9 protein-coding genes are annotated in these 14,348 nt (G+C 69.5%); 2 read left to right on the top strand and 7 right to left on the bottom strand.

Features of this window, described 5'->3' with window-relative positions; genetic code table 11:
- Positions 1-231 precede the first annotated feature (231 nt).
- From QUY26_RS09915 to eccE, 3 genes are all read right to left on the bottom strand, one after another.
- The gene (locus QUY26_RS09915; RefSeq protein WP_289945128.1) at positions 232-4,035 is read right to left on the bottom strand and encodes an SCO5717 family growth-regulating ATPase; all 3,804 of its coding nucleotides are present in this window, start codon (positions 4,033-4,035) and stop codon (positions 232-234) included.
- Between the two features lie 391 nt (positions 4,036-4,426).
- On the bottom strand, positions 4,427-5,221 hold the full coding sequence (locus tag QUY26_RS09910; RefSeq protein WP_289945126.1) for a hypothetical protein: 795 nt from the start codon (positions 5,219-5,221) through the stop codon (positions 4,427-4,429).
- Positions 5,221-6,453 (bottom strand): type VII secretion protein EccE, encoded by a 1,233-nt coding sequence (gene eccE / locus QUY26_RS09905; RefSeq protein WP_289945123.1) that lies wholly within the window; start codon positions 6,451-6,453, stop codon positions 5,221-5,223. Before eccE ends, QUY26_RS09910 begins: the two co-directional genes overlap by 1 nt.
- Before the next feature lie 236 nt (positions 6,454-6,689).
- On the opposite strand from eccE, the gene eccB reads away from it, so the two are divergent.
- Together eccB and mycP are read left to right on the top strand one after the other, a co-directional pair.
- A complete protein-coding gene (gene eccB / locus QUY26_RS09900) occupies positions 6,690-8,231 on the top strand; it encodes a type VII secretion protein EccB (protein WP_289945121.1) in 1,542 nt (513 codons plus the stop codon).
- 13 nt (positions 8,232-8,244) lie between these two features.
- Positions 8,245-9,480 (top strand): type VII secretion-associated serine protease mycosin, encoded by a 1,236-nt coding sequence (mycP, locus tag QUY26_RS09895; RefSeq protein WP_289945119.1) that lies wholly within the window; start codon positions 8,245-8,247, stop codon positions 9,478-9,480.
- A 21-nt stretch (positions 9,481-9,501) separates the two neighbouring features.
- On the opposite strand, the gene QUY26_RS09890 is transcribed toward mycP, so the two are convergent.
- The 4 genes from QUY26_RS09890 to QUY26_RS09875 form a co-directional block, all read right to left on the bottom strand.
- Positions 9,502-10,110 carry a hypothetical protein gene (locus QUY26_RS09890; protein ID WP_289945115.1) on the bottom strand — a complete coding sequence of 203 codons (609 nt, stop codon included), beginning with the start codon at positions 10,108-10,110 and terminating at the stop codon, positions 9,502-9,504.
- Positions 10,111-10,129: 19 nt separating this feature from the next.
- Complete coding sequence (locus QUY26_RS09885; protein WP_289945114.1) at positions 10,130-12,424, bottom strand: hypothetical protein; 2,295 nt, start codon at positions 12,422-12,424, stop codon at positions 10,130-10,132.
- Positions 12,424-12,936 (bottom strand): hypothetical protein, encoded by a 513-nt coding sequence (locus tag QUY26_RS09880; RefSeq protein WP_289945113.1) that lies wholly within the window; start codon positions 12,934-12,936, stop codon positions 12,424-12,426. Before QUY26_RS09880 ends, QUY26_RS09885 begins: the two co-directional genes overlap by 1 nt.
- Positions 12,937-13,300: 364 nt before the next feature.
- Positions 13,301-13,930, bottom strand: coding sequence for a hypothetical protein (locus tag QUY26_RS09875; protein WP_289945112.1), 630 nt, complete (start codon positions 13,928-13,930; stop codon positions 13,301-13,303).
- Between the last annotated feature and the right edge of the window lie 418 nt (positions 13,931-14,348).

Here is a 14,348-nt window from a genome sequence, read left to right as displayed (position 1 = left end):
GAACGTCCGGTTGGTTGTTGTGTGTGTATCAGCGCCGGTCATCGCGCGTCAACGGCCGGTGAACCCCATGTGGCCTGCGGAAATAACGAGTTGACCGGGATTTCATCCGCATTGGTTAAGACCACTGACGCCGTGCTGGCCAGAGCGTGGCACGCAAAAGCGCCCCGCCTTTTCGCTGGCGGGGCGCTTGTGTGCTTCCGGCGTGTTCCCGGGATGCCCGGGAGCGGAGTGCTACTGCTGCGGCGGCTGGGGCTGCGGCTGCTGGTGGGGCTGGGCCGGTTGCCGGCCCGGGGCCGCCGGGTACGTGCCGTCCGCCGGGTGGGCGGCGGGGGAGTGGGCCTGGCCCGGCCCGGACGGCTGCCAGCCCTGGGGCCCGGCGGCCGGGGGCTGGGGCTGCTGGAGGTGCGGCGGCTGGGGCTGGGCGTGGGGCTGGCTCTGACCGTGCTCCTGTCCGTACTGCTGCTGGGGGTGCTGGTGCTGCTGGGGGAACGGCTGAGGAGCCGCCCCGGCCTGCGGCGGCTGCGCGCCCTCCTGCGGCACGGCTCCGTACGGCTGCTGTCCGCCCCCGGGATACCCCTGCCCCGGCAGCGGCGGAGCGACCCGCGGCGGCGGGTTGCCGTCCGACGTCCAGAGCCCCTGCGCCTGCTGCGCCCGTACGAAGTCCTCGGCCACCATCGCCGAGAGGTTGAAGTACGCCTCCCGCACCTTCGGCCGCATCATGTCCAGGTTGACCTCGGCCCCGGCGGCCAGGTGCTCGTCGAAGGGCACGACGACGACACCCCGGCAGCGGGTCTCGAAGTGGGACACGATGTCCTCCACCTTGATCATCTTTCCGGTCTCGCGGACCCCGGAGATGACGGTGATGGACCGTGAGACGAGATCCGCGTACCCGTGCGCGGACAGCCAGTCCAGCGTCGTGGACGCGCTGCTCGCCCCGTCCACGGACGGCGTGGAGATGATGATCAGCTGGTCGGCGAGATCGAGGACCCCGCGCATCGCGCTGTAGAGCAGTCCGGTGCCGGAGTCCGTGAGGATGATCGGGTACTGCTTGCCGAGTACGTCGATCGCGCGCCGGTAGTCCTCGTCGTTGAACGTCGTGGACACGGCCGGGTCGACGTCGTTGGCGATGATCTCCAGGCCGGACGGCGCCTGCGAGGTGAAGCGCCGGATGTCCATGTACGAGTTGAGGTACGGGATCGCCTGGACCAGGTCGCGGATCGTCGCCCCGGTCTCGCGCCGCACGCGCCGCCCGAGCGTACCGGCGTCCGGGTTGGCGTCGATGGCGAGGATCTTGTCCTGCCGCTCACTGGCGAGCGTCGAGCCGAGCGCGGTCGTCGTGGTCGTCTTGCCGACACCGCCCTTGAGGGAGATGACCGCGATGCGGTAGCAGGAGAGGACGGGGGTGCGGATCAGCTCCAGCTTGCGCTGGCGCTCGGCCTCCTCCTTCTTCCCGCCGAACTTGAACCGCGATCCGCCGCCCGCGGGACGGCTGCTCTTCGCCTTCTGCTTCTTGTTGTTGAGCAGTCGGTCCGAGGACAGCTCGACGGCGGCCGTGTACCCGAGGGGCGCGCCGGGGTTGGTCCGCTCCCGCTGATCGTGCTGCACGGGCTGCGGCCAGGCCGCACCGGCACGGGGATCGGCGGGGGCCTGGGGCATCTGCGGTGCTTGCGGCACCTGGGGTGCCTGGGCCTGCTGCGGCGCCTGGGGCTCCTGCGGGTGGGCCTGTGTCTGCGGGTGGGGCTGTGCCTGTGGTTGGGGTGCTTGGGCCTGCGGAGGCTGGGGCTGCTGAGCCTGGGGCTGGACGGCCTGCGGAGGCTGGGCTTGCGGCTGCGCGGCTTGCGGCTGCTCCGGTGCGGCAGGCGTGGGCTGCTGGCCGAGCGGGTGCGGGAACTGGCCCTGCTGGGAGGGGGGTTGGCCCTGGCTGTGAGGCTGCGCGGGCGGCTGGTAGGGGCCGCCCGGGAGCTGCCCGGGGAGGTACGGCTGCGGCACCTGCCCGGCTTGGGCGGCCTGCGCGTCCTGCGGGGGCTGGGCGTACGGCTGGGCGGCCTGGGGCGGTGTCGTCTGCTGCGGGGGTACGGGGGCCGGGGGCGCGGCCTGCGGCTGCGGTTGGGGCTGCGGTGGGGTGGCCGAGGGCAGGGGCTGGGCGGCCTGGGGTGTCTGGGCTGCTTGGGGTGTCTGGGGGAAGCCGTAACTGCCCTGAGGTGCGGGGGTGTTGACGCCGGGCGCGGGCGCGGGCGCGGGCGCGGGGGTCGGGGCCGGTGCCGGGAAGCCGTACCCGCTCTGCGGGGGTGCGGGGGTTTCGGCGGGCTGGGTGGGGGCCGGGAAGCCGTATCCGCCCGGCGGGGGAGTGGGCGACTCGGCGGCCGGGGCGGGCGTGGGTGCCTGCGCGGCGGGGACGGCCGGGGCGGTGGGCGCGGGCCAGGCCTGCGGGGCCTGGGGCTGCGGCTGCTCGGGCTGCTGGTCCTGGGCGGCGGGGGCCGGAGCGGGGGCCGGGGTCGGCGCGGGCCACTGCGGGGCGGAGGTCGGCGCGGCGGGCTGGAACGCGGGCGGCAGCGGCGGAAGCCCGGCCTCGGGGGCGGGCGGCGGGGTCCAGGCGGGCGGGGGGGCGTCCTGTACGTCGGTGGGGTCGGCGGAGGGCTCGGGGGCCTTGGGGGTGGCGTCGGCGTGGGGCTCGGGCGCGGGGTCGGCCTTGGGCTCGGCCTGGGCCTTCGGCTCGGCCTCGGGGGCCGGGGGCGGGGGCGCGTCGGCCTTGGCGCCGGTGTCGACGTCAGCGTCGGCCGGAGTGCTGGATTCCGGCTCGGGCTCGGACTCGGGCTCGGACTCGGCGTCCTGGTCGCTGTCGCTGCTGGAACGAGGGCCGGCGCCGAAGGAACCGGCGACGAGTGCTGCGGCGAGGGAGTCGAAGTCGGAACTCGGGTCGGCGCTGGAGGCGACGTCGGAGCTGGAGCTGGAGCTGGAGCTGGAGCCGGAGCCGGAGTCGTCGGTGGCGTCGGAGACGGCATCGGTGGACGGGCGCGCAGCCTCACGGTCCTCTTCGCCCCCGGCGCCCGCGGCGTCGACCTCCGAGCCCTCGCCAGCCGAACTCCCCTCGACCGCACCGGAGTCGGTCGGATCCGAGTCCACGACGCCGGAGCCGAACGCACCCGAGTCATCCGCCCCGCCGACCGTGTCAGCGGCCTTCTCCTCGACCTTGTCCTCGGGCTTCTCCTCGGGCTTCTCCTGGGGCTTCTCCTCGTCAGTGCTCCCCTCGCCCTCCTCGCCCTGGGCATCGCGCGACGTACGCGAAGCATGCAGCTCTGCCATCTCGCGCCGCAGGGCGGCGGGGGAGAACCGCATGGTGGCACCGCTCTCCAGGTCGCCACCGCCCAGGTCGTCGTCCCCGAGGCTCTCGGCGACGGGAGTGCTCGCGTCCTCGCCGGAGGACTCGGCACCCGTAGCGTCTCCGCTCCCAGCGCCCGCCCCACGTACAGGATCGGAGGAGGCGACCCCCGCCACGGCGCCACCCCAGTCCGCCACGCCCCCGGACGCCGGAGGAGTCACGGGCGGGGCGGGCGGAACGGCGGGAGCCGTGGGCGGCGCGGGCGGAACAGGCGGGGTGATCGGCTGCCCCGTGGGCGGCGCGAGCTGGAACCCGCCGCCGACCGGAAGCTTCGGCACGGCGTTGGCAGGAGCACCGGAAGGCGCACCGGTCCCGCCGGACCCCGTACCCCAGGAGGCAGCCGCACCTTCGACGCCCCCGGCACCCCCGGAATCGGCAGTACCAGCGGCGTCCGCACCGGCACCCGGAACGGAACCGGTCGACGGCGGAGCGGGGTCGGCGGACGCGGCAGCGGAGCCGACGGCGGAGGCGGAAGAAGAGGCGGGGGACGCGGACGGCGTCTCCCCTGCGCTGCCGGACGCGTTCTGCGTGTACCAGGCGGGCGGCGCGTAGTCGATGGTGAACTCGCCCGTTGTCTCGGCAGCGGACTCCGCGTCGGACTGATCGTCGACGGGTGTGTCCCAGCCGCCGCGGATCTTGTCCCGATCGCTGTTCACAATGCCTCCTGGTGTGGTCGAGCACGTTCGTGCCGTGGTGGGAGGCGACCGTTCCTGTCGTCCGATCCGCCTGGCTCTCCCCGTGTGCGGGACGCGCGCACCCCGCGTACGGGTTCTGGCGTCGCCCTTGTCCCAGCCTAATCACCAAAAGCACCAGCACGGCAGGCCAGTCCGGCCCCCGGCCGGCGACCGTTACGTCACGCCTCACTCAAGTCCGGTCAACTGCCGCCAAACCAGACGGGCAAAACGCCCACTAGTCCCTGAACCCCGCAAACCTCACGACCCTCGACGGTCACGCAGGCTCCATTCATCCCCCTGCGCCCCGCCGTCTCCCCAACCCCTCCATCCCCTTCCATCCCCCCCGCTCGCCCACCCGCACGACCCCATCCCCTCAATCCATCCGCCGAGCCGCCCCCAACAGCCCGATCTCCGCATCGGTGCCCTGAGTCACCACGTACTGCCGGTCCCGCTCGGCGCACCACAGCGTCACCCCGTCGGCGAGCGTCGGGAGCGAGTCCACGTCCCCGCGCGGCAGCCCGAGTGAGCGTCCGATCTGGGTGGCCTCGTCGGGCGACACCCGCTGCACCCCGACGAGCCGCGCCTGCCGGATCAACCGGGGCGCCACGGGACTGAGGTAGGGCAGCAGCGTCAGCACCGACTGCCAAGGCCCGGACACCACCCGCCCCCGGGGCGGCCGCATCCCGCAGTCCCGCACCACGAGCACCGGGCTCCCGGCCGACGCCCCCTGCGGCGGCACCCGCCCCACGTCGTGCACGGACATCCCGGCCTGCCCGACCCCGAGGGCCTGCACCAGCTGTGCCCAGGCGTGCGCCCGCCCGGTCTCGACGGCGACCCGCGCACCTGTGGCGGCGGCCCGCAGCGCGATCACCTGGGCGGTCCAGAGGCCGCCGATGAGCAGCACGTCGTACGGAGTGGGACGGTTCAGACCGAGCACCGCAGGCTGCCGGGTCGCGTCCGCGCCTATGACCACGCCGTCGTCCCCGATGGGCAGCGCGAGCAGGTCCACTTCCTCGGTGGAGAGCGCGTGCCGCCGGTGCCGGGGTCCGAGCAGCCCGAACCCTGTCCGCAGGGCCGCGCGGAGACCGTCCGGAGGAGTGGGAGAGGGTGGCGTCGGGGTCGGGGTCGGGGCCGGGGCCGGTGCTGCGGGAGTTGTAAGAGAACTCATCAGCGCGTACCCCCGAGCGGCAATGTGGCGAGCATGGCGGGCAGTTGCTCCCGGTCGAGGCGCAGCAGGCCCGTCCCGGAGTGCTCGGCCGCGTGCTCCAACGCGCGCCGGGCCGCGACCAGTTCGGCGTCGCTCCGGCCCGTCACCCGCATGTGGCCGCACAGCGACACCGCCTGGCGCTCGTCGGGCGCCAGGGTCAGGCTGAACGTGGTGGCCAGCGTGGGCACCGCGGTGAGCAGGGACACCAGCTGCGGCAGGGAAGGGCCGCCGCCCGGGCCGCTCAGCCGCGGCCAGCGCCGTACCCAGTACGTCGTGTGCCGTCGGTTGTCGCAGCGCCAGGCGCGCTGGGTCTCCTCGGTCCTGCGCGCGGGCGGCGCGTCCCCGCCGGCCTGCGCCATCGCCAGCGGGTTGGCGCAGGCGGACGTGGCGACGGCGGCCGTCAGCTCGTCCTCGGTCAGCAGGGTCGCCCGGAATCCCGCCCCCGTCAGCCGGCTCGCGAGGTGGTCCGCGGCCCGCACCGCGCACTTCTGCGCCCCGACGAGCCCGCCGCCCCGGACGGCCACGGCCTCCGGGCACCGCTCCGGGTCGAGCTTCAGGGCTATCCACGTGATGCGCACCGCGGGGGCGCCGGTCTGGGCTTGCAGGGGCGCGTAGTTGCTGACGGCCACCGACTGCTGCGGCAGGTGCAGCGCGGGTGCGGGCTGTGTGTGCAGCACGATCTGCGCCGACTCCAGGCGGATGCCGTCGACTTCCAGGGTGTCGCGCACCAGGCCGACGGGCAGCGGCTGCCGGGTCCGCTCCGCGCGCAGGGCTGTCGCGTCCGACTCCACCTGCAGGACGACGGTCAGGAAGCTGCCGTCACCGATCATGCCGATGGGCCGCCGGTCCTGGTCCGTGCCGCGGCTGTAGGCGTACGTCCGCAGGGAGGGGTCGCACTCCACGGCCGGCGCGAACCCCGGTTCCGTACCGGGCGGCACCGGAGTGGCGGCGGCGCGGCGCCTGCGGGCGCGCAAGGCCCAGGCGGCCGCGAGCAGTTCCGGCAGGGAGCGGCCCCGTCGACGTACCAGCGCGAGCAGGAGGAGCACCGCCGCGACCGCGCCCGCGGGAACGAGAGCCACCGGTGAGATCACCCAGGCGGCGAGCAGCAGCGCCGCCGCGATCTCCACCAGGGCCAGTTGTCGCAGCCGCAATGAACCGGCGCGTCCGGAAGGGAACTTCAGGTGGTGCACCATCGGTCCTCGGCCAGGCGTCTGGCCGGATGTCACCGGCGGCCGCGACCGCGTAACGGAAGCCGTCATTCCAAACCCCCCGAATCTCCCGAAAACCGGTGCACGGCACGCCTCTTGAGCCTCCAGAACCTTACCCGGCCCACATGCGTGATTACTCAACAGGCATAGTAGGAGCTCGGTCTGACAACGGGCGAGGGGGGCGACGGCCCCCGGTGCTGCACAGGGGGTCGCGGACACAGATGGCATCACGGCGCGATGAACTCAACGCCTACACGTTTGCGAAGCGTCGTACGCTCGCTGCCTTCATCCAGCCCACACCCTCCGGCTCGGAGGAGAGCGCCCCGCGACCGCTGCGCGGCGTGGTCCCCGGGATCGTCGTCGGGGTGATCGTCCTGGCCGTCTTCGGCGCGTGGGGGATGCTCAAACCCGCCGCCAAGCCCGGCTGGGACACGCCGAAGGAACACGTGATCATCGCGAGCAAGTCCACGACCCGGTACGTGATCCTGAAGACCGACGGCAAGAAGCAGCTGCACCCCGTCCTGAACATGGCCTCGGCGAAGCTCCTCCTGGACGCCGACAAGGGCGAGGTCATCAAGGTCTCCGAGTCCGTCCTCGACAAGGGGAAGATCCCGCGCGGCGCCACCATCGGCATCCCGTACGCCCCCGACCGGCTGCCCGCCTCCTCCGAGGCCGGTTCCGCCAAGCGCTGGGCCGTGTGCGAGCGCCCGGCCGACGGTGAACGCGCCATCCAGAAGGCCGCGTTCGTCCTCGCGGAGCGCGACCAGGGCAAGACCGAGGGCGGCGAACGGCTGCGCGGCGGCGAGCTGTTGTACGTCGTGGGCCCCGACAAGGTGCGCTACGTGGTCGACGCGCGCGGCATGGCGTACCGCGTACCCACCGGCAAGGAAAACTCCAGGAACGAGATGCTGCTGCGTGCCCTGGTGAGTGCCAACCGGGAACCGCAGCGGGTGTCCCGGCAGTGGCTGGAGACCCTGCACCGCGGCCACCTGATCTACTTCCCGAAGGTGGACGGCACCCCCGGGGAGGACGCCGGGGTCCCCGACCTCCAGGAGCCGGGGGCGAACAAGGTGGGCATGGTGCTCAGGGCTCCCAACGGGGACAAGAAGCAGTACTACGTAGTGCTGCGCGGACGCGTCGCTCCGGTCTCCGACTTCACCGCGCACCTCCTGCTCGCGAGCCCCGACCTGGCCGGTCTGCGGCAGGGGGGCACGGCCAGGGACGTCAGCCCCGGAGCGATCAGCCCCGTCGAGAAGGAGTTCGGCGCGCGGCACGTATGGCCGCGGTACACGCCGACCCCCGTCAACGAAGCCACCTCCGCGCGCGGCAGCCGCAACACCGTCTGCAACGTCCTGCGCCACGTCGACGACGACAAGGGCCGCACCACGCTGAGCACGTGGGCGGGCACGGACTTCCCGGCCCCCCTCCCCGCCGGTTCGTCGAGCGCGTACGTCACGCCCGGCTCGGGCCAGCTCTACCGGCAGTTCACCGGCAGGGACACGAAGACGGGCGGCGACTTCCTGGTCACCGACACGGGCCTGCGGTACGCGATGCAGTCCAACAGCGACAGCGCGACGGACGACGCGCGGATCGGCATGACCGCCAAGCAGCGCAAGGAACAGCAACAGGAGTCGGAGCAGGCGCGCACCCGGCTCGGCTACGGGGACGCGGACGTGTCCCCGGTGCCCGCCGAATGGTCGCGGTTCCTGCCGACGGGCCCGCGCCTGTCCACGAGCGCGGCACGCCAGCCGCAGGGTTCCTAGGGGAGGCGCCGGGATGACGTACGCACGCAGGACGTGGGCGGCCGTCGGCGCGGCCCTGGCCGTCACCGCGACGACGGCCGCGCCCGCAGCCGCGGCACCCTCGGACCGGTGCGAGTTCCCCAACAAGCCGTACGCGGGCCGCCCGTGGGCCCTCCAGCGGGTCCTCCTCGACGAACTGTGGCGCCAGTCGACGGGCAAGGGGGTGACCGTCGCGGTGATCGACACCGGGGTCGACATCAAGAACCGTCAGCTGAAGCCCGCGGTGGACGTCTCCAAGGGCCGAAACTTCCTCCCCAAGAACCTCAAGGACGACGACGGCAACAAGATCAAGCGAGGTTCGGAGAAGGGCACGTCGGACATGGTCGGCCACGGCACCCGCGTGGCCGGGATCATCGCGGCCCGCCCCGCGAAGGGCACGGGCTTCGTCGGACTCGCCCCCGACGCGAAGATCATCCCGATCCAGCAGAACGACGCGGAGGGCCACGGCACGACGGCCACTCTCGCCGACGCCATCGACTACGCGGTGGCCTCGGGAGCACAGATCATCAACATCTCCCAGGACACGGCGAACGCGGTGCGGCCGGAACCGAAGCTCGAGAAAGCGGTGAAGAAGGCCATCGCGGCGGACCGACTGATCATTGCCTCAGCAGGCAACGACGGCTTGGGCGGCAACGTCAAGGAGACGTATCCCGCGTCGTTCGAGGGCGTCCTGGCAGTGGCGTCATCGGACCGCAACAACGAGCGAGCCCCCTTCTCCCAGTCGGGCGACTTCGTGGACGTCGCGGCGCCGGGGGTCGACATGATCTCCACGGTCCCGCTGGGCGGCCACTGCTCCGACAACGGCACGAGCTTCTCCGCCCCGTACGTCGCCGGCGTCGCCGCCCTCATCAAGTCCAAGCACCCTGCCTGGACCCCCCGCCAGATCACCGCCCAGATCCAACAAACAGCCGAACGCTCCACGTCCGGCTTCGACCGCCTGGTCGGCTGGGGCGTCGTCGACCCGGTCCGCGCCCTGACGGAGGACGACCACCCGATCGAACGCCCCATCGCCCACGAGGGCGTCCAGCGAGGCAAGGCCCCGAGCGCGGCCGAACTCCACCTCGGCGAAACAGAGGAGGAACGCACGGCCCGCCTCGCCACATACGTCGCCGTGGGCGCGGTCGTGGCGGTGGCGGGGCTTGGCGGGGCGGGGGTGGCTTTGCGGGATGCGCGGAGGAGGCGGGGCGGCGAGGGTGGCGCGGGGCGCTGAACGTGGGCGACCGGGGCCAGCTCACGACGCGGAGGGCTCGGGCCGCTTGGGGCGGCAGGCCTTCGACTCTTCGACTTCTTTGGTGTAGGCCCGGATGAGCTTCTTCATGGTGTCGGCGTCATCGCGGTCAGGGGTGAAGGACTGGATGACGGTGAAGAGACGCTGATCAGAGTGTCTGGGGTCCGCACAGTTCTTAGTTCTTCCCACAGCCCCGGTGCCTGCATAGAGAAGATTCTTGCCGTCCACTATCCGATAAGGCTTCCTGCGGACGGAAGCTGGAGCGATGTCAAGAACGCTTTCCCGTTCCGGCCACCACTTCTTTTTAGCGGTGATTGTCAGCTTGCTTCTGTCCACGATGACATCGCATTGCTCTGTTCCCTGGACGGGAAACGTTCGCTGCGTGGATACGTGTTCACCCGGCGGGAGGAAGGGTGTCAGCAGGCTTGAATTCACGGCCACGCCGCACAGAGAGTGTGGAGCGGAGTAGCTTCTCTTGTCCTCGTCTCTGTCTTCCGAGCATCCTGTAAGCGTGGTGCCCAGGATGATCGCCGCAGTAATGATGGCGATCCTCTTGGGTTCGTTGAGAGGGCTGTTTGGGTTGCAGTGTGTTACCACAAGGATGAAATCCATTCATTGCAAGGATTTGAGGCTAGATATCCGTCTTGAGGTCCGCTGCCATGTTGGTGACGCTCGATTCCGATAGTCTGTACGCGCGATCTGTCGCCGTGCGTGCCCACACCCCAACATCTGGAAGATCATTCCTATGGTGATGCTTGACCGCACTTTCTGCCGCCTCCTTCGAGTAGTGACTGTTCTTTTCCATTCCTGCTTCCCAATGCTCTCCCATGACGTAACCAGCCGCTGATTTAGCTTTCCCCTCGGCGTCCTTAAATAGATCACCAAGTACCTGGTTGCTGACCGTCTCGGCTACTCCGCCGATCACAGCTCCCCCCACAGGGCTGGCGATGTAGGACGTTCCCACGCCGATGCCCGTACCGATTCCGCCCGAGATCCCATCCTTCCATCGGGCGACGGACTCCTCGTAAGCCTGATCTTTCTCCGCAGCTTCTCCGGCGACAACTTCTGCACGTGCCTGTGCGAGGGTTCCGGCCACTTCACCAGATCCGTTGGCCACGCCTTCGACAACGAGCTGCGGGTTTGTGGCGTAGCGCAGGTCTTCTGGAAGTGAGGGGTCTAGGTGGTAGGCCATCAGGTTCGCCATGTACGACTTCTGGCCCACCTCCACGGCCGCATACCCCTCGGGGTGCTGGCCCACCGTAAAGAGAAAGCGAGTCACATCCCGATGCTGAAAGTTCGCTGGCTCGCCAACGATAGGAAAGAGGCGATCCGTATCCCTGTCTTGATCGTTGGTCATCGCGCGATTAATATCATGCAGATACTCGGCCCCCATCTGCCCAAAACTGTCCGCCATATATGGATGCTCGGTCAGGCGCGTGTTGTCCTGGGAGACCGATTCGACGATGCTCCTCATCAGCCTGGCCTGGTCCGCGGTGTGGGGCGTGGGGCCGCCTGTGGGAAGTTCACCAGCGGTATGCCCCGTCGTGCCTGCTTCGAGCGCCAGTGCAAAGTTATTGCGTCCGACGTTGCTGGGCTGTCCCTCCGCATTCTCGTCAAGGGGCCACTCTCGCTCCTCAAACAGGTACTGGAAGTTCGACAGGGTGGGCTTCACCAGCTCCCCCTTGTCGTTCGCGCGCTCGAAGGGGTTGTCGGCGTCGTCCTTCTCGATGAACGGGCTATTGAAGAAGGACGTAGCTGCGGCCGGACTGTTCGACAGACCCTTCATGAATCCCGTCATGGGATCCCAGCCCGTATCGCTACCAGTGCGGTTGAGATAGGGCGAGTTGGGCGTACGCCGCCATGCCTCGCCCGCGCCGTTGCCCGTGAGCTTCTTCTCGGTGTCCATGAGCGCAGTGCCGTACGTGTGCAGGAAGGCGTCGTCGTAGTTTCCCCAGCGCATCAGATTGCTCATGACCTGGAAGCCGTAGGGGCCGCTGTTCGTTCGGACGGGCTGGCCACCCTGGTCCACCATCTGGCGCGTCCAGTCCACCATTCCTGCGGAGTCGCTCTGCGTGGCCGATGCCAAAGTAAGGCTCAAATTCTTCTGGAACTCGCCGAACTTGCCCTGTCGACTGTCGTTCAGGTCCGGATTGACACCGGGTTCATTGATCCCCGCCCAGAATTCCAGCGCTCCCTTGGCGCCGAGCTTCGTGGCGAAGCGCTCCGCGAAGAGCGGATCACTCGCGTACGTCTTCAGGCCGGCGTTGAACTTGTCGAACTCCTTGACGGAGAGGTCCCGGGGGTCCTTCTTGGCGAGCGTCGCCAGCTCGTCGGCCGTCTTCACAGCGGCCACCGCACTGTCCCGATCCTTGTACTTGGCGTCCGTGAAGCCGTACGTACTCTGATCGGCGATCGCCTTGAGCACCTTGCTGGCCGAGGTGTCGCTCTCGGTGGCGTCGTCGAGGATCCGCTGGACCTCGTCACGGAGGGCCGTCACATCTCTCTCGCCATGGTCGGGGAGTTCGGCGCCGGTGCCTTTCCCGGACCGATCGGGATGGACGTTCATCCGTACGGTGAAGCCCCCGCCGCCGGTGGGCGTGACAGTCAGATTCTTCTTCATGCCGCGCTCAATGGCGTCGTTGAGCCGACGGTGATGGCGCTTCAGCTCGTCACGTGTGTCCAGCAGAATCCGGTGGATGGACTTGGCCTGGGCATGCGCGTCGTGAAACTCTCCGGCGGTCTTGCCGATGAACTCCTTCGACACGGTGGCGTTGACACCGGCCCAATTGGCCCTGTTTGCCGCTCCCTGGAGCCCTTTGCTCGCGTCCCTCTCCCACTTCTCCAGTCGGTTCACCAAAGTCGACCAGTCGTCGACGGCGTCATCCAGCAGCGCGAACCTGGCGAAGCGGAGCGAGTCGAGGTCCATCAGTTGTCCCCCTGCTTCTTCGGCGGCAGGTACACCGGGTTCTTCCTGCCGGGATTGCCGGCCTGTTCGTCGAATCCGGCATCGAGCAGGTCGATGCTGCTTAACTGGCGCCTGATGTAGTGCTCGTCGCCCTGGTGCAACTTCGTCGTGACGCGCATGTGGTTCGAGATATGGGCGCAGGCATCGCGGAGTGAGTTGAGCTGCTCCTCCCAGCGCTTGGCGACGTGCTGGAGCCCGCTCCCGAGCGCGAATCCCTGCTCCGTCAGATCTCCCGCGGCCCGCTGACTGCTGGGCACCGCCACGTCCCCCTTGCTGCTCAGCCGGTCGAAGAGGCCGAAGGCATGCTCGCCGATCTTGGCCAGATCGGCATCGCTGACCCTTAAGTCCCCATACGATTCCGGGGCCGCTCCCGGCCCTCCACCCATACCGGGCTCGACCTGGTTGAGCTGCATCTGCGCTGCATGGCGCTCCGCAGCCTGCCCTTTGAGTTGCTCCCACTCTTCCCACGCCATGGGTGCGCTCCTTCCCCCGTGCGGGCCCTGCCGGCCTACGGCTGCTTGGCGCCATGCAGATGTTGGCTCAGTGTGAGTGCAGCCTTCCGGTGCGACGCGTCAACTCGCCACCGCACAGGGGTAGTTGTCCTGATATCGATCCCCGTAAGGGTGAACTTGTCCGCTGCGGAGGCGGACCGTCGGGCCCTCGCCGACCTTCACGCTCTCTGCCCGCACCGTCGCCACGCTGGGTGCTGCCAGTAGGCAGGTTCGATGATGTATGCGATCTTCCTGCACCCAGGGCGACGCACTGCCGCGATGCCGATGACCACGATCAGCAGCTACGAAAATCCTGGCAGTGCCGTCAAGCTGAGACGCCCGCCTTTCACGGCTCAGTGGATCGCTCTTTCGGGTACCAGTCCGCCTCAGGCCAGTCGTGCTTCATGAACTTGCCGGGAACCTGTCCGCAGGGGGCGTAGACGCTGACGAACAGAGTCGTCGTCGAATCGTTCCACCGCGCGTCGACTTGATCTCCGCTGTCCGGGTTCTCGAATCGGAAGCCCAGTTCACGGAACTTCGGGCTGGTACGGTCGCCTTGGCGGGTGAGCTTCCAACCCTTCCGCGCCAAATTCTGACGCACGCGCCGCTGCGCGTCTCGGGCGGTGGCTTCGGAGACGTCGGGCACGCTCCGATCGAGACCGAAACTGCGGACGTCGCTTCGTGCCTCGTCTATGTGGGCGGCGCCCTTCAGCCCGCGGTAGTAGCAGGCGCCGGTATCGACGTTGCCCGAGTCCGCCGCGTATTTCTGCGGCAGCGCGAAGACGTCGTACACCTCGTCGGACCGGGACTTGAGCCGTTGCGCGACTGCGTCAGGTCGACCGAAGGATACGGCGTGCCGTTCCAGACGGCGCTTCCTGCCTACGCGGCCGCGACGAGCAGTGCCGCGCTCTCCTGTGACGCCGCACAGGACAGAGCGTCCGAAGGCCCGGGTTCGGAAAACACGGAGCTTGATCATTCGTGTGACGGTAGACGTCATCACTGCGCGACGACTGAGTAGCCGTACCCAAGAGAAGTACAAGGGCACTTGACCGGGGCGAGCCCTTCCGCGCCGTTCCCGACCCTTCGTGGGCTGCGTGCACGTCGGTCTGGTCGTCCTCGGAGCGGGACTGAAGCCGTCGGCCACGTCGTCGGCGTGCATCCACGGTTTGCGTGTGTGTCTGAGAGAACCGGCCTCATCGCTGCTGTTGCGAGCGGATCCTCTGCCTCCGGTAGCGCCTCGTCGAGTTGCATCCGCGCCGACTGCCGCGCGACCGCATCGGTCTTCGCCTGCCCCCACTCGGGTCCCGTGCCGTGCGGGCCTGACTTCCTCGCGGTGCGACGCCGAGACGTTGCGTCGGTCATGCGCTCCATGGCGAGGTGATCAGCATCCGAAC

The organism is Streptomyces flavofungini, from assembly GCF_030388665.1.
Classification (GTDB): Bacteria; Actinomycetota; Actinomycetes; order Streptomycetales; family Streptomycetaceae; genus Streptomyces; species Streptomyces flavofungini_A.
The sequence above is the reverse complement of the archived record's forward strand: the minus strand, read 5'-3'. Positions and strand labels throughout refer to the sequence as shown.

Coding starts and splice junctions, on each gene's coding strand:
- QUY26_RS09885 (WP_289945114.1), bottom strand. CDS start 12,424: ATGGACCTCGACTCGCTCCGCTTCGCCAGGTTCGCGCTGCTGGATGAC.
- QUY26_RS09880 (WP_289945113.1), bottom strand. CDS start 12,936: ATGGCGTGGGAAGAGTGGGAGCAACTCAAAGGGCAGGCTGCGGAGCGC.
- eccB (WP_289945121.1), top strand. CDS start 6,690: ATGGCATCACGGCGCGATGAACTCAACGCCTACACGTTTGCGAAGCGT.
- eccE (WP_289945123.1), bottom strand. CDS start 6,453: ATGGTGCACCACCTGAAGTTCCCTTCCGGACGCGCCGGTTCATTGCGG.
- QUY26_RS09910 (WP_289945126.1), bottom strand. CDS start 5,221: ATGAGTTCTCTTACAACTCCCGCAGCACCGGCCCCGGCCCCGACCCCG.
- QUY26_RS09875 (WP_289945112.1), bottom strand. CDS start 13,930: ATGATCAAGCTCCGTGTTTTCCGAACCCGGGCCTTCGGACGCTCTGTC.
- mycP (WP_289945119.1), top strand. CDS start 8,245: ATGACGTACGCACGCAGGACGTGGGCGGCCGTCGGCGCGGCCCTGGCC.
- QUY26_RS09890 (WP_289945115.1), bottom strand. CDS start 10,110: ATGGATTTCATCCTTGTGGTAACACACTGCAACCCAAACAGCCCTCTC.